This is a genomic window from Rhizobium sp. AN80A, from assembly GCF_030053015.1.
GTDB lineage: Bacteria > Pseudomonadota > Alphaproteobacteria > Rhizobiales > Rhizobiaceae > Rhizobium > Rhizobium metallidurans.
Window position 1 is genome coordinate 1,145,357 of record NZ_JASJPX010000001.1, and the last position, 21,431, is coordinate 1,166,787.

Consider the following 21,431-nt stretch of genomic DNA (forward strand, 5'->3'; position numbering starts at 1 on the left):
TCCCTGAGATAAGGGGCCGCGCGGCCAAGGATTGACCGCGCGGCGTCATGTTGACGGCTTACTTGCGCGGCAGAAGCGCCTGCGTGTCGGACGCCATTTCGGCAAGCACGGCTTCCGGCTCCTTGGCGCGGGTGCCATCCATGATCGACTGCATGTGATCCTTGATGACGTCGGTGATCTTCAGGCCGTTATCGCCCGGGAAAGCGTACCAGCCGGTGAGGTAAGGCAGCTCGGAAAGGGCGACAGCCTGGTTCGGATTCTGCGTATAGAAATCCTTGAGAAGATCGGCGGCCTTGTTGTTGGGCGCCATGTAGCCGGTGGTCTTGACCATGATTGCGCCGCCTTCCGGGCCGGTCGCGAACTTCAGGAATTCCCAAGCGGCTTTCTGCTTCTCGGTGGTCTTCGCCGTGATGATCGCAACGTTGCCCCCGGCAGGCAGGCGGGTCACGCCGTCCTTGATGTCGGGATATTCGCCGGTCTTCAGTTCGAACTTGCTTCCGACCTGCTTTGTAACGGCGTTGACGCGCGATGTCGTGGTGACCATGATGCCGATCTTGCCGGCCGAAAACGCCGCCAGCATGTCGTTGGCCGTCAGGTTCGGTGACTTGGCTTCGGTCGCCAGACGCGCGAGCGTGTTGATTGCCTGCTTGCCGGCTTCACCGTCGAACGCGACCTTGCTCTCGTCTTCCGTGAGCATCGTTCCGCCATTGGCGAGGACCATAGCCTGCCACAGCCAGTTGCCGGTGATGGACCATTCCGCCATCACGCCGTCCGCTTCGCCCTGAGCGTTGATCTTCTTGGCAAGCTCGATGATCTCGTCCCAGGTCTTCGGCAGGCTGTTTGCGTCGAGACCGGCCTTCTTCACCAGATCCATGTTGTAATAGACGATCGGCAGCGAGATCGCGAAAGGCAGGCCGTAAACCTTGCCGTTGACGGCGCCGGCCTGACGCATGCCTTCGTGATAACCGGCAGCGTCGAAATCCTTTTCGTTGGCGATGAAATCGTCGAGCGCTACGGCGATCTGCTTGTCGGCAAGCACGCGAACACGGTTCAGACCCTGGAAGGTGACGTCAGGAACATTGCCGGTAATGCCTTCACGCAGCACGCGCTGGGCGGCATCCTCGTATTCCTTGTAGGGAGAACGAAACTCGACCTTGATGTCGGGGTTCTTCTTGCTGAACGCTTCGGCGAGCTGCTTTTGGGTTTCATCGAACAGTTCCGGGTAGGGATACTGTACGGTGATGGTCGTCTGCGCCATCGCCATGGATGCCGTCAGCGACAGCGCTGCGGCTGTAAGGATCATTCGCATGGATAGTGTCTCCGGTGAGAGTGGGTCGGGTGGGAGGGGTGGTTATTTGATGCCGGTGAAGGCGATGCCTTCGATGAAGCGGCGCTGGGCCAGCAGGAACACGACGAGCAGCGGCGCGACGATGATCGTGGCTGCGGCCATGAGCGGGCCGAAATTGTTGCCGGCCTCGGCATTGCGGAAGGCCATCACGCCAAGCGGCGGAGTGAAGTAGCTTTCGCTCGATACCGCCACCAGCGGCCAGAAGTAATCGTTCCAGTGCGCCACCACCGAGAACACGCCGAAGGCGGTCAGCGCCGGAATGGCGGCCGGCAACATGACGCGCCAGACGATTGACAGTTCCGACATTCCGTCCATGCGCGCGGCATCGACCAGATCATCCGGCACGCCCATGAAGAACTGGCGCATCAGGAAAATGCCGAAGACCGAGATCGTGAAGGGCAGGACGAGCGCGCTGTAACTGTCCAGCAGGCCGACGAAATAGAGCAGGATGAACAGCGGCACGGCGATGGCGTGATAGGGGATCAACAGGCAGAAGAGCACGAAACCGAAGGCGATGCGACGGCCGACGAAGCGCAGTTTCGCCAGCGCATAGGCGGCAGGCAGGGCCACCAGAACCTGCAGGAAGAAGATGGCCAGCGTAACGATGACGCCGTTCATCAGATAAAGCATCAGTGGCGCGGAGGAGAACGCCTCGGAATAATTTTCGATCAGCGCCAGCTTTTCGGGCCACCAGCGCACGGTATCGGAAAAGATCTCGTTCGCAGGTTTGATCGAGGTCGATATCATGACCGCGAAGGGCATGAGGGCGAAGGCTGCGATCAGCAGCAGGGCCGCGTGGCGCAGCGTCGAGGTGACAAACGAGCCGCTGGTCATGCGTTCGATCCGGTCTTCTTGAGGGAGAGGAAACGCAGCAGGCTGACGCCGACGACGAGCATGATGAACACCACGGTGATTGCAGCCGCCCGGCCGCTGCGGAAGAATTCGAAACCCTCCGCGTAGATGGTGTAGAGCAGGACCTCCGTCGCCTTGTTGGGTCCGCCCTGCGTCAGCGCCTGGACGGTATCGAAGACCTGGAAGGAGCGGATGACCGAGGTGATGGCGACGAAGACGGTCACCGGCGCCAGCAGCGGCCAGGTGATCAGCTTGAAGCGCGCCCAGGCGTGCGGCGTACCGTCCATTTCGGCGGCGTCGTAAAGGTCGCGCGGAATTGCCGAAAGCCCGGCCATGAACAGCACCATGTTGAAGCCGAAGCTCTGCCAGATGCCGATCACCGCCAGCACGTAAAGCGCGGTGCTGCCATCCTTCAGCCAATTGCGCGGCGCAAATCCGAGCGTCTTCATGACCGCGTTGACGATGCCGAAACTCGGATGCAGCATGAACTCCCAGACGATCGCCATGGCGAGCAGGCTTGCCATGACCGGCAGGAAGAAGGCGGTACGGTAAAAGGAACGGAGCGATGTTCCCGGATCGATCAGCAGCGCGCTGACGAGCCCGAGCAGGACCGAACCCGGCACGACGACGGCCGAATAGATCAGCGTGTTGCTCAGCGATCGCCAGAAGACCGGGTCATCCGCGAGCGCGCGGAAATTCCCAAGCCCGATGAAGCTCAGCGCGCGGTCGCCGAGCTGATAATCGGTGAAGGCGAGGACGAAGATCGACGCCAGCGGCGCGATGAGGAAGACGAGGCCGAGAATGGCAGCCGGCGCGATCAGCGTCAGCCCCGCCCTGTTCTGGCTGGCGGACAGGCTCATTACGCGGCCTCCAGCCGGAAGCTGCCATCGATGCGGCGATTGTCGGACCCGAAAGCATGCAGCCGTGCGTGATCGATGGCGATACCCGCCCGATCACCGATGACCGGGCGTATGCCGGCGGGATCGCAGCGCACGATGACCAGATCCCCACCATCATTGAGCCTGATCTGCACGAACAGATCGGCGCCGAGATTTTCGACATGGTGGACGATGCCGGAAAGCGGCGCCTCTGCCTCGCCCGTCAACCGCGCGGCTTCCGGGCGGAAAGCCGCATGGATGCTCTGGCCGGCTGTTTTCTCGGACGCAACAGAGAGAGCGCCGTCATCCCGCCGGATGGCCTTGACGACGTTGATCTTCGGGCTGCCGATGAATTCGGCGACACGCAGATCCTGCGGCATCTGGTAGACCTGGTCGGGCGTATCGAGCTGCAGGATTTCACCCCCCATCATGACGGCGATGCGATCCGACATGGTCATGGCCTCGGCCTGATCATGGGTGACGTAGATGAAGGTCGAGCCGAGCTGGCGATGAAGGGCGGCGATCTCTCCTCTCGCCTGCACGCGCATCTTGGCATCGAGATTGGAGAGCGGCTCGTCCATCAGGAAGGCGCTTGGCTTGCGCACCATGGCGCGGGCAAGCGCGACACGCTGCCGCTGTCCGCCCGAAAGAGCGGCCGGCTTGCGATCCTTGAGCATGGAGATGGAAAGCGCCTCGCAGACCTTGTTCACCTCGGCGGCGATATCCTTGCGCTTTGCCCTGGCCGATGGCAGCAGGCCGCCGAGCAGCGAGCGGTCCAGCGTCGACATCCGGCGCATGGTCAGTGGCACCGCGATGTTCTCGGCCACCGTCAGATGCGGATAGAGCGCATAGGACTGGAACACCATGGCGAGATCGCGGTCGCGCGGCCGCAGGCGATCGACGGTCTCGCCATCGAGAAGGATATTGCCTTCCGTCTGCTGCTCGAGGCCGGCGACGATGCGCAGCAATGTCGACTTGCCGCAGCCCGACGGGCCGACGAGAGAAATGAATTCGCCATCGCGGATATCGAGATCGACGCGTTTGAGCACATGGGTTTCCCCAAACGTCTTAGCGACAGATCTGATGTTTACGCCGGCCATGCCTGAAGTCCTGAAAGTTCATCGATGGCGGCGTGATATGTCATGAATTTTACATGCGCATGACGCATTATAAATTCAGCTTATACCCCACATCAGGTTCCCCCATGCGTCCCAAGCTAAGCTATGCCCAGTTGCGGGCCTTCAATGCCGTTGCGAAGGAGGGGAGCTTTTCGGCCGCGGCGCGGCGTCTCGGGCTCAGCCAGCCGGCGGTGACGGCGCAGATAAAGGCGATCGAGCAGAGTTATGGCGTGCTCCTGTTCGAGCGCACGGGCGACGGCGCAAGGATGACGCTGCTTGCGAAAAACCTGTTTCAGGAAACCCGGGAACTCAGCGTCATCGAGGAAGTGGCAACCGACATATTGAGCGCATCGAGCGCGCTGAAAACCGGTGAACTGAACGTCATGTGCGGTGCCCCCAACCCCGCGATGGCGCTGATTTCGGAGTACCGTCGTCGATATCCGGGCGTGCGGATCAACGCCAGTTTCGGCAACTGGCATCAGGTAACGACGGCGCTTTACGAGCAGCGCTGCGATGCCATCATCCTGACCGGAGTTCCCGAGGATGAGGCTTTGATCCGCATCCCCTATATGGAGCAGCGGGCGGTCGCACTTATTCCAAGCAGCCATTCTCTTGCCCGACGCAACAAGCCGGTATCAATGCATGAACTGACAGATCAGCCGCTGATTTTCCGTACCGAGCATTCCTTGACGCAAAACGCGCTGCAGAAGGCGATGAAGGCTTCGGAACTGGAGATCGAGCCGGCACTGCGGCTAGGAGAACGCGAAGCCGTTTACGAGGCCGTGCTGCAGGGCGTCGGTATAGGATTCATGTTCGAGCTTGCGGTTACCCGTGATGATAAGGACGTGACGAGAGTGCCGGTCGTTGAACTCAATGAACTCTATGTGGAACACGTCGCTTGCCTATCACGCAACATACGCAGGCGTGAAGTTCGAGCACTGATGGCGATAGTGGAATGATATCGCCGGTCAGTCCTTTGCAATTCGCAAGAACCAAGCTGCTCTTCCTCGCGAACGGCGCGCTCCACGACGGCCGATCGTGTATCGGCCATCTGGAACGATGCGAAACCGGTGGCAAGAGACCAGCAGTTCAGAGCCAGCCGCGCCGTTTGAAGTACAGAAATGGCATCGCGGCCGATACAATCATCATGGCAATGGCAAAGGGGTAGCCATATTCCCAGCGAAGTTCAGGCATGACTTCGAAATTCATTCCGTACATGGACGCGACAAGGGTAGGCGGCAGGAAAACAACGGCGGCCACCGAGAAGATCTTGATGATCTGGTTTTGCTCGAGGTTGATAAGTCCAAGCGTCGCGTCGAGCAGAAAATTGATCTTGCTCGACAAAAAGGCGGCATGGTCCCCAAGGGATGCGCCGTCTCGCTGAAGAAGCTTGATGACCTGACGCGTTTCCTTGGACATCTTGCGTCCCGGCTGCTCAACCGCAGCGTGATAAGCCACCAATCTTGAAATACTCACGAGACCCTCGCTCACAGCGGTCAGAAAGTCGCCCTTCTGGCCAATCTGCTCGATCACGGATTGTAGATTTCGCGTTTTCTTGGTGGCATTGGAGGTCTTGCTGCGGAACACTTCGCGAGAAATTGTATCGATCTCCCGTCCGATTCTTTCGAGCACATCGGCAGTTCGATCGATAACGGCTTCAAGGATACCTAGCATCGCCATCTCTCCTGCAAGGCTGATGGCGGCCGGGCCCTTTAGCAATCTTGATGTGGATTGGCGGAACGGCAACGTGTCAGCGTAGCGCACGGTGATGAGACAATTTTCCTTGAGGATGAAAGTCACCGGCGTGCGAATAGGCTCGTCACCTTCCAAACCGGCAAGCATGGTCATCGTCATGAATTGTGCCCCGTCCTCCTGATAGAGCCGGGCGGAAAGTTCGATATCTTCCATCTCGTCCCGCGTCGGGATAGCGATCGAGAACTTGTCCTCCACGTATTTTGTTTCCGTCGGGATCGGGCTGAGTAAGTCGAACCAAATATATTGGGCGCCGGCATCGAAAGTTTCGACATCGTCGTGCATTGCGACGCGTTCGGCATCGCGGAAAAAACTACGTAGCATTGAAGTCTCCTGGGGGATATCGGCCCCGGAGACTGGACTCCGAAAGGCCTCAAACTATCGGGCTAATACTTCGACTGTCAGGGTCCATTGTCGTGCACCTGGGTTGGCGTTCCTCAACTGTTGCGAGATACCTTCCGGATCTCACGCTGCAAAAATGTGCTCGTATAGGATCGAGCTGCCCAATGCGATAAGCGCAACGCCGGCCACTCCCTCCGCAATTCGCCCGAAACGCTCGCCGATCAGACGTCCGATAAGCATGCCGCCGGACGAGAGAAGGAACGTGGCCGCTCCAATCGCGGCAGCGATGACCAGGATATTGACCTGAAGAAATGCAAGCGACACACCGACCGCCATGGCGTCAAGGCTGGTTCCGATCGCGGTAGCGACGAGAACAACGAAGGACATTCCGGGCTTGGTCTCTTCCTCAGGACCGCCCTTGCTCGCCGAATACACCATATTGGTTCCGACAGCCGCCAATAGGCCGAATGCGATCCAGTGATCAACGGCAGAGACATAACTCGCCGCCGCCACGCCGGCGACCCAGCCGATCATTGGCGTGATTGCTTCCACCACGCCGAAGACGACGCCAGTCCAAACGGCGTCTCTAACGCTTGTCCGCCCAAGAGCAGCGCCACGCCCTACGGAAACCGCAAACGCGTCCATCGACATGCTGAATGCCAGCACGACAATTGCAACAAATGACATCTTGAAACCTCGCGGACGATAGAAGCCGGGCGTCGACTGCCCTGTCCAGGTGGCAGACTTCGCCACGGTCTTGCCGAGCCGACGTTTTCGGCTGAACGTGCCACGTGCATTGCGCACGAGCATGTTGACACGTTCCCGCTGGGTAAGCGGTAGCTACTCCCCGATGCGCGATGACCTAGGGTGTCGCCCCCCGGCTGTCAACCGGAAATCACTCGCGACATTCGAAAATATCATTACTTAACAATGATTTGCAACTGCAGTTGCAGCTGGATCTGCAGGTGCGAAGCAGTCGCAGAAATTTGGCCCAGACGGCATCATGCTGGAGGCGTTTTTGATCGGTGCCCGCATATGACCGTTGACGTCGGTGACAAAGGTTATTCCATTCCGGCATTCGTGGGCCGCGAGCTGGATCGGAAAACTTACGGCAGCAATCGTCTCCCGCCGTGAGACGCAGGAACAATCGAGCCGCGTCCGATTCTGGCCCGATGCGCATCATCGGGCCAACAATCAATCGCAAGCTGGCTGTCAGGCAATCTTGGTGTGCGCGGCGATCTCGGCCTCAAGCTCCGCCATGGCCTCGCCGCCGGCCATGAGGTCGGTGATCTCCTCGCGGGTCTTTTCGCCTCGGCGGAAGTCCGCGGCCTTGGCACCTCGAATGAGAACCGCGAAGTGGTCTCCAACGGTCAGGGCATGCACGACATTGTGGGTGATGAAAATCACGCCGAGACCCCGCTTGCGGGCTTCGAGCACAATGCGCAGCACATGCGCGGCCTCCTTGACGCCGAGGGCCGCTGTCGGCTCGTCGAGAACAAGCAGGCGCGCTCCGAAATGCACCGCCCTGGCGATCGCCAGGGACTGGCGCTCGCCGCCGGAAAGACCGCCGATCAGCCTATCACCGTCATCGATCCTGGTAATTCCAAACTCGCGCACGGCCCTGACCGCGGTTTCGTTTGCGGTTTTGCGGTCGTAGATCCTGAAAGGCCCAAACCGCTTTGTCGGTTCGACGCCAACAAAGAAGGACCGACCAATGCTCATCAGTGGAAAGGTCCCTCCAAACTGATGTACCGTAGCGATCCCCTGATTGCTTGCGTCACGAGGATTGTCGAAGGAGATCGGCTTGCCGTCCATCTCCAGAGTGCCGGCATTCGGCTTGTGGACGCCGGACAGCACCTTGATCAGGGTCGATTTTCCCGCGCCGTTGTCTCCCAGCAGGCAGAGAACCTCTCCGGCGTTCACCTCAAGCGAGATGTTGTGGAGAACGTCGATCGGGCCGAAAGATTTGCTGATGTTCGATAGCTTGATGATTGGAGTCGACATGTCTCATCCTCACTTCTTCTTGCTGCTGTAGGACAGGGCCATCTTGCGGAACGTGTTGTTCAGCAGCACGGCGATGAGCATAAGGACGCCGATGATCAGGCTCGCAAGGTTCGCATCGAACGATGTGAAATAGATCCCCTGGTTGACGATCGCGAACGTTACCGTGCCCATGACGATGCCGATGATCGATCCATACCCGCCGGTAAGCAGAACCCCGCCGACAACGACACTGATGATCGAATTGAAGATGAAAGAGCTTCCGGACGACACCTGTGCGGAATTGAACAGGATTGCCTGGCTCAGCCCCACGAACGAGGCGGAGACGCTGGACGTTACGAAAAGAAGGATCGTGATCCGTTCGGTGGGGATGCCGGCGTTGCGAGCACTCACCTTGTCTCCCCCCAGGGCGAAGATCCAGTTGCCCACCGGCGAGTAATGCAGGATGAAGGCAAAGACCGCGGCGATACCCAGCCACCAGAAGATGGTGACCTGGAACATGCCGCCAATGAAATCACCGAGAATGGATTTCACGAACGGTGGCGGTGCGACGGCAACGCTGGTTGTGCCGGTTATGAGAACGGACAGGCTGAGCGTCAGTCCCGCGACGGCGAAGAGCGTGCCCAGCGTGACGATCAGCGAGGGAACGGATGTCTTCAGCACCATGAAGCCGTTGATCAGTCCGATCACCACGCCGAGAAGCAAGGCCGCGCCCATGCCCGCCCAGACGGGCAGTCCGAAATATCCCGAGATGATGGCGAAGACCATCGATCCCGCCGGGATCATGGAACCGATCGATATGTCCAACTCGCCTGCGATCATCAGCAGGCCAACCGGCAGGGCCACGATACCTAGCGTGGCTGCCACGTTGAGCCAGCTTGCCACGCCGGCCGCTGAAATGAAGTTCGCCTGACCGAAGATCACGAAAAAGCAGAAGACGGCGAGCATGCCTAGAAACGACCCCGTCTCGGGACGGCGGATAAGGGCACCAATGGGCGAGGGTTTTGACGGTGGCTTTGTCGCCTGTGCATCCATGATGGCAACCATGTCAGCGCGCTCCCTTTTTGACGCCGCCCAGCGTGGCTTCGATATTGGTGCTATCGACAAAGCCGGGACCGGTGAGGACAGGATTGGTCGGCAGGTTCAGACCGTATTCCAGATAGCTGTTCATCAGTCCGACGGCGAGATAGCTCTGCAGATACGGCTGCTGGTCGATGGCGAAGGTCTGTGTTCCGTCCTTGATGCGATTCAGGCCGGCCTCGTTCATGTCGAACGAACCAAGCGCGATCTTGCCTGACATGCCTGCCTGCATGATCCCGCTGGCGGCCCAGTCGGCAACAGCCGGGTTCAAGGTCAAGATTGCGTCGATCGAGGGGTCCGTAAGCAAGGCGGCCTTGATGGATTGCGCCACCGCGGCGGCGTTGTCGGCCTGGGTCGACGGAAGCGGGAGCTGCTTGCTCTTTCCGCCCAAGGGCGAGATCGCGTCCACGACGCCCTTGCAGCGCTGCTCCAGAGGATAGGAGCCCGGGACATGGTTTACGCACAGTACGTTCTTGTATTTCTTCTCGGAAAAGTAAGAGCCAGCGGCCTTGCCGGCGACGTATTCGTCGCTGCCGACATAGTTCATCGCGCCAAGCTCATGCGCCTTGTCGATGTTGCCGGCATTGTAGAGCATGACTTTCACGCCCTTGGCGATCGCATCCTTTATCGCCGCATCCATGGCATCGGGAACCCAGTTCGCGACCACGATACCATCGACGCCCTGGCTGACGGCCGTCCTTACGAGATTGGCGGCATCCGGACCGAGATTGTCATAGTTCGCAAGCTGCAGGAACGAGACCTTGCCACCGGTCAGTTCAACAACCTTGCGGGCATCATCGACGCCTTTCTTGACGGGTTGCCAGAACGTATCGTCCGGCTTGCCGGCGATCACCGCGATATTTGCCGCGGACGCGGCGGTCAGGGATGTGCCCAGAGACAAGACTGCAGCCAACAGTCCAACGATCTTCATATTCATTCTGTTCTCCTCCGATGCGGCCATTGATAACAGGGTGCCGGCCGCTCCTCACCTGTTTGAAGGGAGGCCTCCCGGTCCTCCCCATTCATTCCTCATGCGCTCAGCACGCACCGGTCGTCTGGGCGCGTTCCAAGGCGACACTGTCCGCGGCAAAGGCAAGCGCGACGGAAACGATACGGTCGCGGTCCAAGTCAAGCTGCGAAACGTGGTATGATTGGTCCAGCCAAAGCGCCTGTTTTTGAGCTGCGCCGATGGTGTTCAGAATTTCGACGGCGCTGTCCTTGGGAACAATCGGGTCCAGAACCGACTGAACTACGAGCGTTGGACACACGACCTTTGGAAGTATCTCGCGCGCCAGGGCGCACATGGAATAGAGATCCGCACCGCTCTTCTTGAAGCGACGTGGATAGCTGATTTCATCCACGTGTTCCCCAAAGAACTCCGGTACGCTCCATCCAGACAGATAATCCGCTGCGTCTCCGCTGACGATTTCGTCCGCGAATGACGAATTGGACATCAAGACAGGGGCGTTCACCGTAATCAGCGCATCGGCCAGATCAGGCGAACTGCCCGCCAACTGGATTGCCAGAGCACCGCCCATGGAAATACCCAGGACAATGACACGGTCGTAATGGCGCCGAAGCAGCTGTGCGGCCTCTCGCGCGGCGCTGGTCCAGTCGACCGGACCATAGTTCAGCATGTCCTCGGCGGATGACCCGTGGCCGGGAAGCGTCGGCGAAAGAACCGAATGCCCAGCCTTGGCAAGACCGGCGGCCAGGAAGCGTGTGCTCTCAGCACTCGCCGACCATCCGTGCAGCAGCAGGAACGCTGTCGGTGAGCTTCCTTCGATAAAGAACGGCTCCGCGCCGGGAATTGATATGCGTCCACTATGCGACGCGAGATAATCGGGGATCCCCCCGTTGCGAAAATACTGGTTCATCATTCTTGCCATTCTGCCCGACCACCAATCGGCAGCGATCGGACACCTCCTCCGTGACTGACAAGCGGCTTAGGTAAAGCGCTTTAATTGGATTGTTAAAGCGCTTTACCTTGCGATGTCAAGAACGATTTGTTATCGAGGCAAGAACGTCGCAGAGGATTTCAGATGGGTCGATTCACAATGGACGATATCGCCGCCCGCGCGGGCGTGTCGCGGGGTGCCGTCAGCCTAGCCCTAAGACGTTCGCCGAAAATCTCCGAGAAGACGACGGCTCATATCCTCGAGGTCGCCAAGGAGATGGGCTATCGTCCAAACGTTATTGCCAGCCGCCTTGCGGCGGCTGACTTTTCCACATTCGGTGTGCTCGTTTCCGATCTCCACAACCCCATCATGGCTGACATCGTGGACGGCATCGTTCTCGAAGCATCGGAGGCCAGGATCGAAACCTACCTCGCATCGGGGTTCAATTCGGCCGATCGGGAAAGGGCGATGGTCGAGTCGTTCCTGTCCCATCGTGTGAAGGGTATCGTGCTTCTCGGATCGCTGCTCGGCGAGAGTGAAATCCGGGAATTGTCTCGTCAGGTTCCAACCGTCGCCGTTGGCAGACGTATCGGCGGCGTCGATTGCGTATCGGTGGACGACGAAGCGGGCGGCCGGATCGCCGCCGAGCATCTAATGGGCCATTCGCATGCAAAGATGGCGCATATCGACGGTGGCGATGGCGCCGGCGCATCGCTTCGCCGCGAGGCATTTTTGCGGGCGGCAGCCAACTCCGGATGCGATGAGGTTCTGCTCTTCCGCGGCGACTACACGCAGGAAAGTGGCTACCGCTGTGCTCGCGAACTTTTTGCACTCGGGCAATATCCGACAGGCATATTCGCCGCAAACGATCTTATGGCCTTGGGCGTGCTTGGGGCCGCGAGAGAGGCAGGATTGACCGCAGGTCTGGACTTCGAACTTATCGGCTTCGACAACATTGCCATTGCGGCTTACGACTATGTGTCATTGACGACGATATCCTATTCTCGGCAAGAGATGGGTGCGAGCGCACGCGAGCTTATCCTTGGACGCAGCATCGCGCCGGACTCGCCGTTCAAGATGGTTGAGTTGCGACCGGAATTGATCGTTCGCAATTCGACCCGGAAAGCCTTGGCCTTGGCGCCCGATGCGGCTGGCGAGTGATCTATCGACAGCGATGCATTCGAGGAAGGTTTTGGACGATCTCTCCGGTGCATCTGGCGGATATCTCATCGCGTACGCATTAAGGCGTATGGAGGCTCGATCCTCCCCGCATTAGCCTTCTCCCCAAGGCCTTTGCAACTTGCATGGGCCCGCGCATTTCAGGAGGAGAAAAATGCCACGTGAGGTCACCATATCGGCCTGTCAGTACCATGTTCGCGAAATCGGTGGCTTCGAGGACATGGCCATGCGCGTTCGCACGCTACTGGACCAGGCTTCCGGCTCAGACATCGTCGTGTTTCCCGAGCTATTCACGATCGAACTCTTCACAACGCTCAAGAACTGGAAGACGCGGCCGATTTCCGAATTGGTCTTGATCGACGAGTTCACCCGCGATTATCAGTCTCTCTTCAGCGAGGAGGCCAGAAGGCGCGGGCAGTTCATTGCGGCCGGTTCGCACCTGGTCAAGGTTTCGGAAGACCGCTTCGAGAACATCGCATTTCTGTTCGGGCCGAACGGCGAACTCTTTCAGCACTCAAAGACGCATATCTTTCCCGCGGAAGCGCACTGGTCGACTTCTGAGGGATCGAAGATGGAGGTGATCCAGCTGCCGTTCGCCAAGGTCGGCTTCAACATCTGCTATGAGACCGAAATTCCCGAATGTTCGGCATCCTTGGTGGAGCAGGGCGCTGAGATCATCCTGACACCGTCGGCGACATTCACCGAGCAAGGCTTTTGGCGGGTGCGCCACTGCGCGCAGTCCCGCTGCATCGAGAACCAGATCTACCTTGTCCATTGCTGCCTTGGCGGGCAGCCGGGAGGGCCGCTTCCGAACGGCTGGGCGCAGAGTTCGGTTCTTGGACCATGCGATCTCGCGTGGACGAACCCCGCCGGCATCATCGCGCAGGCGCCGACGAACGTCGAAACTACCGTGACCGGGACGGTCAACCTGGACCTTCTCTACGATAACCGGGAGACCGGCGCGGCCACGACATTCAAGGATCGCCGCCGTCGGGCCGATCTCTACAGAGCGTGGCCTTCGCACCTCTAGGACCTTCCAAAAGCATGAGTGAGATGAAGCGTGGCCCCGATCGCGTGGGGCTTCGCGCGACCCTATCCAAGGAGGAGAAAATGGGTTCTTTGAAACTTCCTGCCGGCAAGAAGATTGCCGTAAACCTCGGTGTCGATTTCGACGCGCAATCACTCTGGCTCGGCGGTTTCAACCGTCCGACGCCTTCGTTCATGTCTCGCGGTGAATTCGGTGCGGCCGTCGGCACGCCAAGACTGCTCGCGCTTTTCAAGAAGCACGACATTCGCACGACTTTCTTCACGCCGGCTCATACGGTCGATACGTTTCCCGAGATCAATCAGAAGGTCTTCGAGGCTGGTCATGAGATCGCGCACCACGGCTACTACCACGAGAACCCGACCCTCATAAACCGGGATACCGAGCGTCGCCTGATGGACCTTGCGTTCGCCACCTACAAGAAGCACTTCGGAATTCGACCCTCCGGCTACCGGTCGCCTTACTGGGACTACAGCGAAAACACGCTCGACCTGATCGAGGAGGCGGGGTTTCTTTACGACAGCAGCCTGATGGCCCGAGACCTTGTGCCATATCGCCCGCAGCGTTGGCAGGTGAACTGGGAGACGGGCAACGTTGCCGGGCCGGCGAGCAAGGTACTCGAAATTCCGGTGAGTTGGTATCTCGACGACTTCCCGGCGCTGGCATACACGGGCAATCAGGAAGGGATGTCCGATACCGACGCCGTCCTGCGTCGGTGGAAGGACATCTTCGACTACGGTTATGCCAACCAGGAAAACGGCATTTATGCGATGGCGCTGCACCCGCAGATCATCGGGCAGGCCCATCACATGATCATGCTCGAAAGATTGATCGAGCATATCAAGGGACATGACGGGGTATGGTTTGCGACCTGCGACGAGATTGCCCGCGCATGGATGGACGACGACGATGATCGCCGCCGCATGGCCCTGCCCGACGCCCGTGGTGTTGCGCCCATGCCGAAAGATTACAATTGGCCCGGCAGATAAGCTTTCCCTAACACGTCCTTGACTCTCGTGCGTGGCCGGTAAACCCTGCCACGCACGTGTTATCGTTCGCGAGGCCGCGAAGAAGGGCGCTGAAATGGATCCATCTCGGGACAGTTGGCGATGCTTCGTCGACGACCACGGACAGGTCATGGAGTTCGACGACCGCACCGGCGCGCAATACATCGTCGCCTTCCGGGAGGTGACGCAGTATGCGCGCGCCCTGCTTGAGCTCGATCGTGAGCGTATCGTCTTTCATCTGGCCGATCATCAGAGCCGATGGCACCGTGTAGAGATCTCGCGGCACGCCGCCCTCCTTGGTCGCCGGGTGGCAACGGTCCAGATGACGCTCGTTTCTCCCCCGTTTAACCTGACGGTGCGGGAACTGGATATTCTCACCCTCGTTGCGATCGGCCTCAGCAACGAAAACATCGCCCTTCGGCTCGATATCAGCAAGCGGACGATCCAAAAGCATGTCGAGAATCTTTTCGGCAAGATGCAATTGTGGAGCCGCGCGGCACTGGCCAGCTACGCGATACAGCAGGGCATCTGCCGGCTGCCCACGCCAGGCGGCGTACACAACCTTGGCCTTGGCCTAACCGAAATAGAAGAGGCCGCGGCAAGCCTTCGCGAGCCGGGCCTCGAGCGCCAGGAACCAAGTCGGCCCCGTCCAACGAGCGTGCGACCGCTGATCATCGGTCTGCCCTTTGCCGAAAGCGGCCGTGGAAAAGCCGACTCGATCGAGATGTTGAACGGCGCCACGCTTGCTGTTGCCGAGATCAATGCGAGGGGCGGTATTTCCGGGCGACCGCTTTGTCTTGAGCCGGTGGCCTTTGAAAGCGGCGATCCGACCAGCACGGCCGCGGCCTATCGCGATCTGATCGAAAAGGAGGTCGATGGCATCACCGCGGGCTATGCCTGCTATTCAGAGCAGGTCCATGATGCCGTCGGAGAGGCAGGAATCCCGTATCTCCATGCCGCGACCATGCATCACGCCGTCGAGCGGGTGCGCGATAGCCGTGCCCGGCTCGGCAACATTTTCCAGACCTGTGCAAGCGATGTGAACTACGGCCTTGGGCTTGCGCGATTTGTCCACCATCTTCATGCAGCCAAGCATTGGTGCGCTCAGAAAAGACGGCTGGCGATCCTCAAGCCGTTCTGGGCGGGTCTGGATATTGGCCTTGCGCATCTCGAGACGGAACTCGGGCGGCGAGGATGGCAGATCGACATCGTCGATGTCGCTTTGGAAAGAAGCAACTGCTGGCAAGAGGCGGTCCGCAAGCTTCACCAGCTGGATTCCTCGCTCATCATGCTTGCCTCCTACTTCGTCGAGGATTCGGTTGCGTTTCAGCGAGCCTTTCTCGACAATCCGCTTCGCGCGATCGTCTACGATATCTACGGGCCATCTGTACCGCAGTTCCAGAGCGAACTTGGCGACCATGCCGAAGGCGTCGTGTGGGCCACCACGAGTGGCCTCTATTCAGATCCGATCGCGGAGAGCTTTCGAGAGAGATATCGCCGATCCTTCAACGCCGACCCGGGTAGCTCACAGGCCAGCCTTGCTTACGACCGTGTCCATCTGCTCGTCGGTGCCTGGCTCAGAGCCGCGCATCCTCGCCTGTTCAAGGAAGTGTCATACGAGCTGCGAACGTCGATCAGCCGCGGACTGAACGGCTCCTACTTTCTTGGAAGCCAAGGGCAGGTTGGGCTCGCCTTTCCCGACGACACAAGCGATCAGTCGATCAGCCAGGCTCACCTGATCTTTCAGGTGCAGAACGGCCGGAACACCATTATTGGCCCGGCGCCGTACGCGACCGGCAGTATCCGGACACCGCCGTGGTGCGCGTGACGCCGCGATTTCTAACCAGCACCTCTGATCTTAGGCAGGTGTCTCTCTGTCAGGCTCTTCAAGCTGCGGCGAAGCCTGTCAACTTCGATCCGAGGCATATGGCGCGTTGCATCAGCGCAAAAATGCCTCCCGGCGGGCCCGGCGCCTGACGCCTCGATAAAGGGCGGCGTAGCGCTGTGCTATGTGCCGGCAGCCGTTAGTTCAAGTACAGCGCAGAGGCCTTCCTTGCCTGGTTCGAGGGTCAGTCGGCCCCTGGCGGCCTCGGCGATGTCGGTTGCAATAGCAAGGCCCAGCCCTTCGCCGACACTGCCCTCATCAAGACGGCGCCCGCGTTCCAGCACGCGCATCAGATCTTCATCAGGTATGCCGGGGCCATCGTCACAAACGTGAATTGTCAGTTTCGATTTGGCGCGCCTCGCCGAAATCCTGACGGCCTTCTCGGCATAACGCGCCGCATTTTCCGCCAATGCGCCGATAGCTTCCGCAAGATCCGCTGGATCGATCACCGCGACAAGATTGTCGGCAGCTTCGACGGTCCATTCGAGCCGGGCGCCATCAGGCGTGCGCTTCACTACGGCGACAACGCGCCCTGCGACTTCCGCGAGATTTGCGCGCGCCTGCGTCCCGCTCTGGCGCGCCGCCATCCGCGTTCGTGCGAGTTCGCGATTGACATGCGCAAGCATGCTGTCCGCGACGCTTTCAATGGCCGAGGCGGCGGCCTCATCGCCTTTTTCACTCAGACGATTTGCCTCGCCCAGGAGGGCTTGCAGAGGTGTTTTCAAGCCATGCGCCAGATCGCCTGCGCGAAATCGCGCGCGCTCTATATCGGCGGAGCGCTCTTCGATCAGCGCATCGATTTCGTTCGTCAGCGGGCGCATCTCGTCCGGCCAATCCGCGCCCATGCGGCTTGCCCGGCCGGTCCGGAGGTCGCTGACACGGCGGCCGATCTGCTTGAGCGGGCGCAGCCCGTAGACTTGCTGCGCAAGCTGAGCGCCAATCAGGAGAGCCGCCAGCAGCACAAGAGAGGGCACGAGATCCAACGCAAAGGCCTTTTTCGCCTCGGTCAGTTCCGACGCGTCCATCGCCACCGTCAGTTTTGCCTCGCCGCCCCGCAGTGTCGCGGGCAATCTGACTGTGCGCTCTATGCCGAGGACTGGAGTGCCTCCCGGCCCCCTCTGGCGGTAGATCCGGACTTCTCCGGACGGGGCGCTCTCGCCGTCGATTGACAGTGTTTCATCCCATAACGACCGCGAGCGCAAGGTTTCTCCGCCCTTTTGAACCTGCCAGTAACGACCGCCATAAGGCCGGGAGTAGCGAGGATCCATCGGCAGTTTGTCAGCGGTCAGCTTGCCGCCGGCGATTGTCAGGCCAGAGAGAACCTGCTCAAGCTGAACTTCCATCTCGGCAACGGCGCGCCGCTCGACATGAATGCCGAACAGCCATGTGAGCCCCATCGCGGCGGCGGCGAGGGCGAGCAGGATTGCCGCGCCCCGTAAAGCGCCAGCCGGCGATGCAGCGAAAGCCTGCTCACAGGCGATCACCGCCGATCGAATAGCCGAAACCGCGGCGGGTGATGATTGCGTTGGCGCCAAGTTTTCGGCGCAGGCGCGCAATCACCGCTTCAAGCGCATTGGCCTCGCGCGCGTTGCCGTCGCCATAAAGATGATCCTGCAACTCGTGGGGCGTGACCGACCGTTCCTGGTTCAGGGAAAGATAGGCCAGCACCCGATATTCAAGCCCGGTGAGATCGCTGGCACGCCGTTGACGGATACGGTCATCCTGTTGAGATCGATGCTGAGCGGACCAATATCCTGCTGTGATGCACCGCGGCCCGAGGCGCGACGCACCAGCGAGCGGACGCGCGCGACGAGTTCTTCCATGCGAAACGGTTTCGGCAAGTAGTCGTCGGCACCCGCATCGATACCCTCAACGCGTTCTTGCCATGTTCCGCGAGCCGACAGCACCAGCACCGGCATGTGCCGGTCCGCCGCGCGCCACCTCTTGAGCACCGATAATCCGTCCATGTCGGGCAGGCCAAGATCGAGCACGACGAGGGCATAATCTTCGGTATCGCCGAGAAACCAGGCCTCTTCGCCGTTCGCGGAATGCTCCACGAGGAACCCGGCTGACGTGAGCGCGGCCTTGATGTCGGTGGCAATGCGCCGGTCGTCTTCAACGGCAAGGATGCGCATCAGTCATCGGTCTCCAGCTCTAGAATGCGTCCGTTGGACGCATCCAGCTTCAATTCGATCATTTGTCCCTTGGTGTCGATCATCTTGAGATCGTAGACATAGCGGCCGCCGTGGCGATCCAGTTCGAGATCCATCATTCGCCCGCCGGTCACCTGCTCGGCAATCGACAGAATACGGGAGAGCGGCAGGATTTCTCCGCGCTTCATCGCCTCGCGGGCCAAGTCGGAATCCTCGGCCGCCTGTGCATAAGACGTCGCACACACCAGCAGCGATATCGCAATCAAACGGACCATCCCACCTCTCTATCGAAATGGCCCTGACAACAAGCTGACAAGCGGCATCAGGATGCGATCAGCGGCCCTGTTGCATAAGGGCATCGAAGCAGCCGAGTGGTTCGGTTGCCGAAGTCCAAAAGGAGCTTTCCATGATCGCACATTACCGTAAGTTGATTGTCGCTATCGGCGTGGTCGCCGTCACCGCCGGCGTGGCCACCGCCCAGACGCCAACGAACGAGCCAGCCTGGATGGCGGCCAGCCAACTCACCGCAAAATTCGAAGCCCAGGGCTATTCGGTACGCGAGATCAGCCGCGATGACGGACACTACGATGTCGACGTGACGGATAAGAATAACGTGCGCAGCGACATGCATGTCGATCGCGCGACGGGCGAGCCCCTGGCACGATCGGCTGCACACAACGGCTCCAACGGCAGCCACGACAACAATGACGACGATCATTGATCGACGGCGGTTCTTGCTCCGGTCTGGCGGATGCCAGGCCGGGGTTCCCGGTGGATTGCGAAGTAGGATGCCGTCATGCCTTTGGGCAGACCGGGCAGGCGCCCCGGTCTCCACCCACCGGTCGCCGGAGGAGCGGGGCTGGATTGTCTTTCGGATCAGAGGTCGGCGAGCTATTTCAGGACGAGATCGAATATGGTCCTCTTGAAGTCGAGCAGAGGCTCATCACTCGTTTCAGCCCGCATCCGCAGCAATGCACCCTCCCAACTGTTCAGCACAAAGCGGGCCAGAAGCGGCGCCGGCAGCGCGTCACTGATCGTTCCCTCATCCTGTGCCTGTACAATGCAAGCCTCGAAGAAACGGGTCCAAGATCCAAAGTGCATTGATAGACGCTCGCGCATGAGCACGCTGTGATCGGCGATCTCGGCGCTGATGTTTCCAAGCAGGCACCCCCTGACGAAGCCGGCCGCTCTGAACGCCTCGATCCTGTCGTCAAAATAGCCCGCCAAACGGGCAACGGGGGCAATTTCCGCATCGCAAAGCATGCCGCGCAGCCTGTCTTCGTTTCGATCAAAATAGGCATCGAGGACTTCGGCGCCGAAAACCTCCTTGCTGGCGAAGTGATTGTAGAACGATCCCTTGGGGACGCCGACGCTCTCGGCGATACCCTGGACACCCGTCGCGGCATAGCCGTCTGTGTGAAACATCCGCAAACCCGCCTGAACGAGATTGTCGCGAGTTCCAGGCTTCGGTTTTGGACCCCTTCGGCCAGGTGAAGAAGATTTCATTCGAGGCATCCTTGACTATTTAATTCCGACCGGTCACCTTGTAATTAATACCACCAGCAAGCCGGTGTCAAGAAACGCCATTTGCCGTGAGGAGAAAAGCCGTGGTTTCAAGACCGGGCCACCCTTCTCAAACTAAGGAGAGAAAGATGACCGCACGCTCAGCCTCAGATGATGGACTTTCCTGGAAGACCCTGAATATCAAGCGCCCGGGGCTCAGCCGCGATGTGCCACCCGGGCACGAAGAGCTGATGTGGGTGGCGAATTCATCCACGCTGATCTACGGCGAACGCGATGCCGTCCTGATCGACACGTTCCTCACCATCGAACAGACGCAGACACTGTCGGATTGGGTTACAGCTGCCGGCAGGAACCTGACCGCCATCTATATCACCCACGGGCATGGCGATCACTTTTTCGGACTTGCGCCGCTCCTTGAGCGCTTTCCTGATGCCAGGGCCGTCGCGACGCCGGCCGTGGTCGAGGCCATGCATGAGCATCTGTCGCCCGTCTCGGTCGACAACTTCTGGCGCAGGCTCTTTCCAGGCCAGATCCCCGAGCGGCTGATTGCGGCCGAACCTCTGGAAAGCAATGAGCTGGAGCTGGAGGGGCATAAGCTTGTGGCGGTGAATGCCGGCCGAACCGATACGGCGGTATCAACAAGCCTGCATGTCCCATCGGTGGGGCTGATCGTCGGCGGCGACGTCGTCTACAACGGCATTCACCCTTATCTCGGCGAAACCACGACGGAGAGCCGGCGAGAATGGATATCCACGCTGGACAAGCTCGAAGCGCTGGCACCCCGCACGGTGATCGCAGGACACAAGGTGCCGGAAAATCCCGACGATCCGCGCATCATCGGCGAAACGCGGCAATATATCCGCGACTTCAATCGCTTGAACGAAGCGACGACGACTGCGCGCGAACTCTATGACGCCATGCTGCAGCTCTATCCCAATCGGATCAATGTCGGCTCGCTCTGGGGAGCTGCGAACATCGCCAAGAGGCAGGCCTGAGGAGCCTTGCTACTCTTTATTAGAGCAAACAGCGACCTTACCATTCTCCAGATCGACGAAATTGACGCCGCCACTTTCCAGCGCGAGTTTCAATTGCGCCGCGGTCGCGCGATGAACATCGTGGCGCCCACCTTCGTAATCTCGAACCGTGCTACGCGAAACGCCGGCGCGCTCGGATAATTCCATCTGCGTCCAATCAACGATCCCGCGGGCCGCTCGACAGAGGGCTGGCGTCAAAATCTTGCAGTCGGGAGCTTGACCCATGTTGCCTAGTCGCCCATATTGGTTGATATAGATCATATAGCGTAATTTTAGAACAATTACTAGGTGGTCGCCGAAAGGCGGCAGACCTGGTGGTTGATAGTTCGAAAGGG

The 21,431-nt window shown here is 59.7% G+C and carries 21 protein-coding genes, 1 pseudogene and 1 riboswitch; of the genes and pseudogenes, 7 read left to right on the plus strand and 15 right to left on the minus strand.

The window, feature by feature from the left end; all coding sequences use genetic code 11:
* Positions 1–58: 58 nt before the first annotated feature.
* From P3R82_RS05170 to P3R82_RS05185, 4 genes are read right to left on the minus strand one after another with little or no spacing between them, the layout of a single operon-like run.
* A complete protein-coding gene (locus P3R82_RS05170; RefSeq protein WP_283193271.1) occupies positions 59–1,309 on the minus strand; it encodes an ABC transporter substrate-binding protein in 1,251 nt (416 codons plus the stop codon).
* Between the two features lie 42 nt (positions 1,310–1,351).
* Positions 1,352–2,182 carry a carbohydrate ABC transporter permease gene (locus P3R82_RS05175; protein ID WP_283193272.1) on the minus strand — a complete coding sequence of 277 codons (831 nt, stop codon included), beginning with the start codon at positions 2,180–2,182 and terminating at the stop codon, positions 1,352–1,354.
* Positions 2,179–3,060 (minus strand): sugar ABC transporter permease, encoded by an 882-nt coding sequence (locus tag P3R82_RS05180; protein WP_283193273.1) that lies wholly within the window; start codon positions 3,058–3,060, stop codon positions 2,179–2,181. The genes P3R82_RS05175 and P3R82_RS05180 overlap by 4 nt, the downstream gene beginning before the upstream one ends.
* Positions 3,060–4,127 (minus strand): ABC transporter ATP-binding protein, encoded by a 1,068-nt coding sequence (locus P3R82_RS05185; protein WP_283193274.1) that lies wholly within the window; start codon positions 4,125–4,127, stop codon positions 3,060–3,062. Before P3R82_RS05185 ends, P3R82_RS05180 begins: the two co-directional genes overlap by 1 nt.
* Before the next feature lie 104 nt (positions 4,128–4,231).
* Between P3R82_RS05185 and P3R82_RS05190 the strand changes: the two genes are divergently transcribed.
* Entirely contained in the window at positions 4,232–5,155 is a 924-nt protein-coding gene (locus P3R82_RS05190; protein WP_283193275.1) for a LysR substrate-binding domain-containing protein, read from the plus strand.
* 130 nt (positions 5,156–5,285) lie between these two features.
* On the opposite strand, the gene corA is transcribed toward P3R82_RS05190, so the two are convergent.
* From corA to P3R82_RS05220, 6 genes are all read right to left on the minus strand, one after another.
* Positions 5,286–6,233 carry a magnesium/cobalt transporter CorA gene (gene corA / locus P3R82_RS05195; RefSeq protein ID WP_283193516.1) on the minus strand — a complete coding sequence of 316 codons (948 nt, stop codon included), beginning with the start codon at positions 6,231–6,233 and terminating at the stop codon, positions 5,286–5,288.
* A 180-nt stretch (positions 6,234–6,413) separates the two neighbouring features.
* Entirely contained in the window at positions 6,414–6,977 is a 564-nt protein-coding gene (locus P3R82_RS05200; RefSeq protein WP_283193276.1) for a manganese efflux pump MntP family protein, read from the minus strand.
* Between the two features lie 4 nt (positions 6,978–6,981).
* Positions 6,982–7,151: riboswitch (yybP-ykoY riboswitch) on the minus strand.
* 351 nt (positions 7,152–7,502) lie between these two features.
* A complete protein-coding gene (locus P3R82_RS05205) occupies positions 7,503–8,294 on the minus strand; it encodes an ATP-binding cassette domain-containing protein (RefSeq protein WP_283193277.1) in 792 nt (263 codons plus the stop codon).
* Positions 8,295–8,303: 9 nt separating this feature from the next.
* Complete coding sequence (locus P3R82_RS05210; RefSeq protein ID WP_283193278.1) at positions 8,304–9,338, minus strand: ABC transporter permease; 1,035 nt, start codon at positions 9,336–9,338, stop codon at positions 8,304–8,306.
* A gap of 1 nt (position 9,339) precedes the next feature.
* The gene (locus tag P3R82_RS05215) at positions 9,340–10,302 is read right to left on the minus strand and encodes a sugar ABC transporter substrate-binding protein (protein WP_283193517.1); all 963 of its coding nucleotides are present in this window, start codon (positions 10,300–10,302) and stop codon (positions 9,340–9,342) included.
* Positions 10,303–10,408: 106 nt separating this feature from the next.
* A complete protein-coding gene (locus P3R82_RS05220) occupies positions 10,409–11,248 on the minus strand; it encodes an alpha/beta fold hydrolase (protein ID WP_283193279.1) in 840 nt (279 codons plus the stop codon).
* 165 nt (positions 11,249–11,413) lie between these two features.
* On the opposite strand from P3R82_RS05220, the gene P3R82_RS05225 reads away from it, so the two are divergent.
* From P3R82_RS05225 to P3R82_RS05240, 4 genes are all read left to right on the plus strand, one after another.
* On the plus strand, positions 11,414–12,430 hold the full coding sequence (locus P3R82_RS05225) for a LacI family DNA-binding transcriptional regulator (protein WP_283193280.1): 1,017 nt from the start codon (positions 11,414–11,416) through the stop codon (positions 12,428–12,430).
* Positions 12,431–12,602: 172 nt separating this feature from the next.
* Entirely contained in the window at positions 12,603–13,478 is an 876-nt protein-coding gene (locus tag P3R82_RS05230; RefSeq protein ID WP_283193281.1) for a carbon-nitrogen hydrolase family protein, read from the plus strand.
* Between the two features lie 80 nt (positions 13,479–13,558).
* Positions 13,559–14,482, plus strand: a complete 924-nt coding sequence (locus P3R82_RS05235) for a polysaccharide deacetylase (protein WP_283193282.1) — start codon at positions 13,559–13,561, stop codon at positions 14,480–14,482.
* Between the two features lie 148 nt (positions 14,483–14,630).
* Positions 14,631–16,328, plus strand: a complete 1,698-nt coding sequence (locus tag P3R82_RS05240; RefSeq protein WP_283193283.1) for an ABC transporter substrate-binding protein — start codon at positions 14,631–14,633, stop codon at positions 16,326–16,328.
* Positions 16,329–16,507: 179 nt separating this feature from the next.
* On the opposite strand, the gene P3R82_RS05245 is transcribed toward P3R82_RS05240, so the two are convergent.
* The 3 genes and pseudogenes from P3R82_RS05245 to P3R82_RS05255 all read right to left on the minus strand — a co-directional run bounded on the left by P3R82_RS05245 (position 16,508) and on the right by P3R82_RS05255 (position 18,813).
* Positions 16,508–17,869, minus strand: coding sequence for a HAMP domain-containing sensor histidine kinase (locus P3R82_RS05245; RefSeq protein WP_283193284.1), 1,362 nt, complete (start codon positions 17,867–17,869; stop codon positions 16,508–16,510).
* Positions 17,856–18,520 (minus strand): annotated as a pseudogene (locus tag P3R82_RS05250) (response regulator transcription factor). The gene P3R82_RS05245 and the pseudogene P3R82_RS05250 overlap by 14 nt, the downstream one beginning before the upstream one ends.
* On the minus strand, positions 18,520–18,813 hold the full coding sequence (locus tag P3R82_RS05255) for a PepSY domain-containing protein (protein WP_283193285.1): 294 nt from the start codon (positions 18,811–18,813) through the stop codon (positions 18,520–18,522). Before P3R82_RS05255 ends, P3R82_RS05250 begins: the two are co-directional and overlap by 1 nt.
* A 131-nt stretch (positions 18,814–18,944) precedes the next feature.
* Here P3R82_RS05255 and P3R82_RS05260 point away from each other — a divergent pair, with 131 nt between their 5' ends.
* Entirely contained in the window at positions 18,945–19,259 is a 315-nt protein-coding gene (locus P3R82_RS05260; RefSeq protein ID WP_283193286.1) for a PepSY domain-containing protein, read from the plus strand.
* Between the two features lie 170 nt (positions 19,260–19,429).
* Here P3R82_RS05260 and P3R82_RS05265 read toward each other — a convergent pair whose 3' ends face one another.
* Positions 19,430–20,053 (minus strand): TetR family transcriptional regulator C-terminal domain-containing protein, encoded by a 624-nt coding sequence (locus P3R82_RS05265; protein WP_349294034.1) that lies wholly within the window; start codon positions 20,051–20,053, stop codon positions 19,430–19,432.
* Positions 20,054–20,190: 137 nt separating this feature from the next.
* Between P3R82_RS05265 and P3R82_RS05270 the strand changes: the two genes are divergently transcribed.
* Positions 20,191–21,057, plus strand: coding sequence for an MBL fold metallo-hydrolase (locus tag P3R82_RS05270; RefSeq protein ID WP_283193288.1), 867 nt, complete (start codon positions 20,191–20,193; stop codon positions 21,055–21,057).
* 9 nt (positions 21,058–21,066) lie between these two features.
* Here P3R82_RS05270 and P3R82_RS05275 read toward each other — a convergent pair whose 3' ends face one another.
* Positions 21,067–21,357: a helix-turn-helix transcriptional regulator gene (locus P3R82_RS05275; RefSeq protein ID WP_183898596.1), complete on the minus strand. Its 291-nt coding sequence runs from the start codon at positions 21,355–21,357 to the stop codon at positions 21,067–21,069.
* Positions 21,358–21,431: the final 74 nt, after the last annotated feature.

Coding starts and splice junctions, on each gene's coding strand:
- P3R82_RS05170 (WP_283193271.1), bottom strand. CDS start 1,309: ATGCGAATGATCCTTACAGCCGCAGCGCTGTCGCTGACGGCATCCATG.
- P3R82_RS05175 (WP_283193272.1), bottom strand. CDS start 2,182: ATGACCAGCGGCTCGTTTGTCACCTCGACGCTGCGCCACGCGGCCCTG.
- P3R82_RS05180 (WP_283193273.1), bottom strand. CDS start 3,060: ATGAGCCTGTCCGCCAGCCAGAACAGGGCGGGGCTGACGCTGATCGCG.
- P3R82_RS05190 (WP_283193275.1), top strand. CDS start 4,232: ATGCGCATGACGCATTATAAATTCAGCTTATACCCCACATCAGGTTCC.
- corA (WP_283193516.1), bottom strand. CDS start 6,233: ATGCACGACGATGTCGAAACTTTCGATGCCGGCGCCCAATATATTTGG.
- P3R82_RS05200 (WP_283193276.1), bottom strand. CDS start 6,977: ATGTCATTTGTTGCAATTGTCGTGCTGGCATTCAGCATGTCGATGGAC.
- P3R82_RS05205 (WP_283193277.1), bottom strand. CDS start 8,294: ATGTCGACTCCAATCATCAAGCTATCGAACATCAGCAAATCTTTCGGC.
- P3R82_RS05210 (WP_283193278.1), bottom strand. CDS start 9,338: ATGGTTGCCATCATGGATGCACAGGCGACAAAGCCACCGTCAAAACCC.
- P3R82_RS05215 (WP_283193517.1), bottom strand. CDS start 10,302: ATGAAGATCGTTGGACTGTTGGCTGCAGTCTTGTCTCTGGGCACATCC.
- P3R82_RS05220 (WP_283193279.1), bottom strand. CDS start 11,248: ATGAACCAGTATTTTCGCAACGGGGGGATCCCCGATTATCTCGCGTCG.
- P3R82_RS05225 (WP_283193280.1), top strand. CDS start 11,414: ATGGGTCGATTCACAATGGACGATATCGCCGCCCGCGCGGGCGTGTCG.
- P3R82_RS05230 (WP_283193281.1), top strand. CDS start 12,603: ATGCCACGTGAGGTCACCATATCGGCCTGTCAGTACCATGTTCGCGAA.
- P3R82_RS05235 (WP_283193282.1), top strand. CDS start 13,559: ATGGGTTCTTTGAAACTTCCTGCCGGCAAGAAGATTGCCGTAAACCTC.
- P3R82_RS05240 (WP_283193283.1), top strand. CDS start 14,631: ATGGAGTTCGACGACCGCACCGGCGCGCAATACATCGTCGCCTTCCGG.
- P3R82_RS05255 (WP_283193285.1), bottom strand. CDS start 18,813: ATGGTCCGTTTGATTGCGATATCGCTGCTGGTGTGTGCGACGTCTTAT.
- P3R82_RS05260 (WP_283193286.1), top strand. CDS start 18,945: ATGATCGCACATTACCGTAAGTTGATTGTCGCTATCGGCGTGGTCGCC.
- P3R82_RS05265 (WP_349294034.1), bottom strand. CDS start 20,053: ATGCCTCGAATGAAATCTTCTTCACCTGGCCGAAGGGGTCCAAAACCG.
- P3R82_RS05270 (WP_283193288.1), top strand. CDS start 20,191: ATGACCGCACGCTCAGCCTCAGATGATGGACTTTCCTGGAAGACCCTG.
- P3R82_RS05275 (WP_183898596.1), bottom strand. CDS start 21,357: ATGATCTATATCAACCAATATGGGCGACTAGGCAACATGGGTCAAGCT.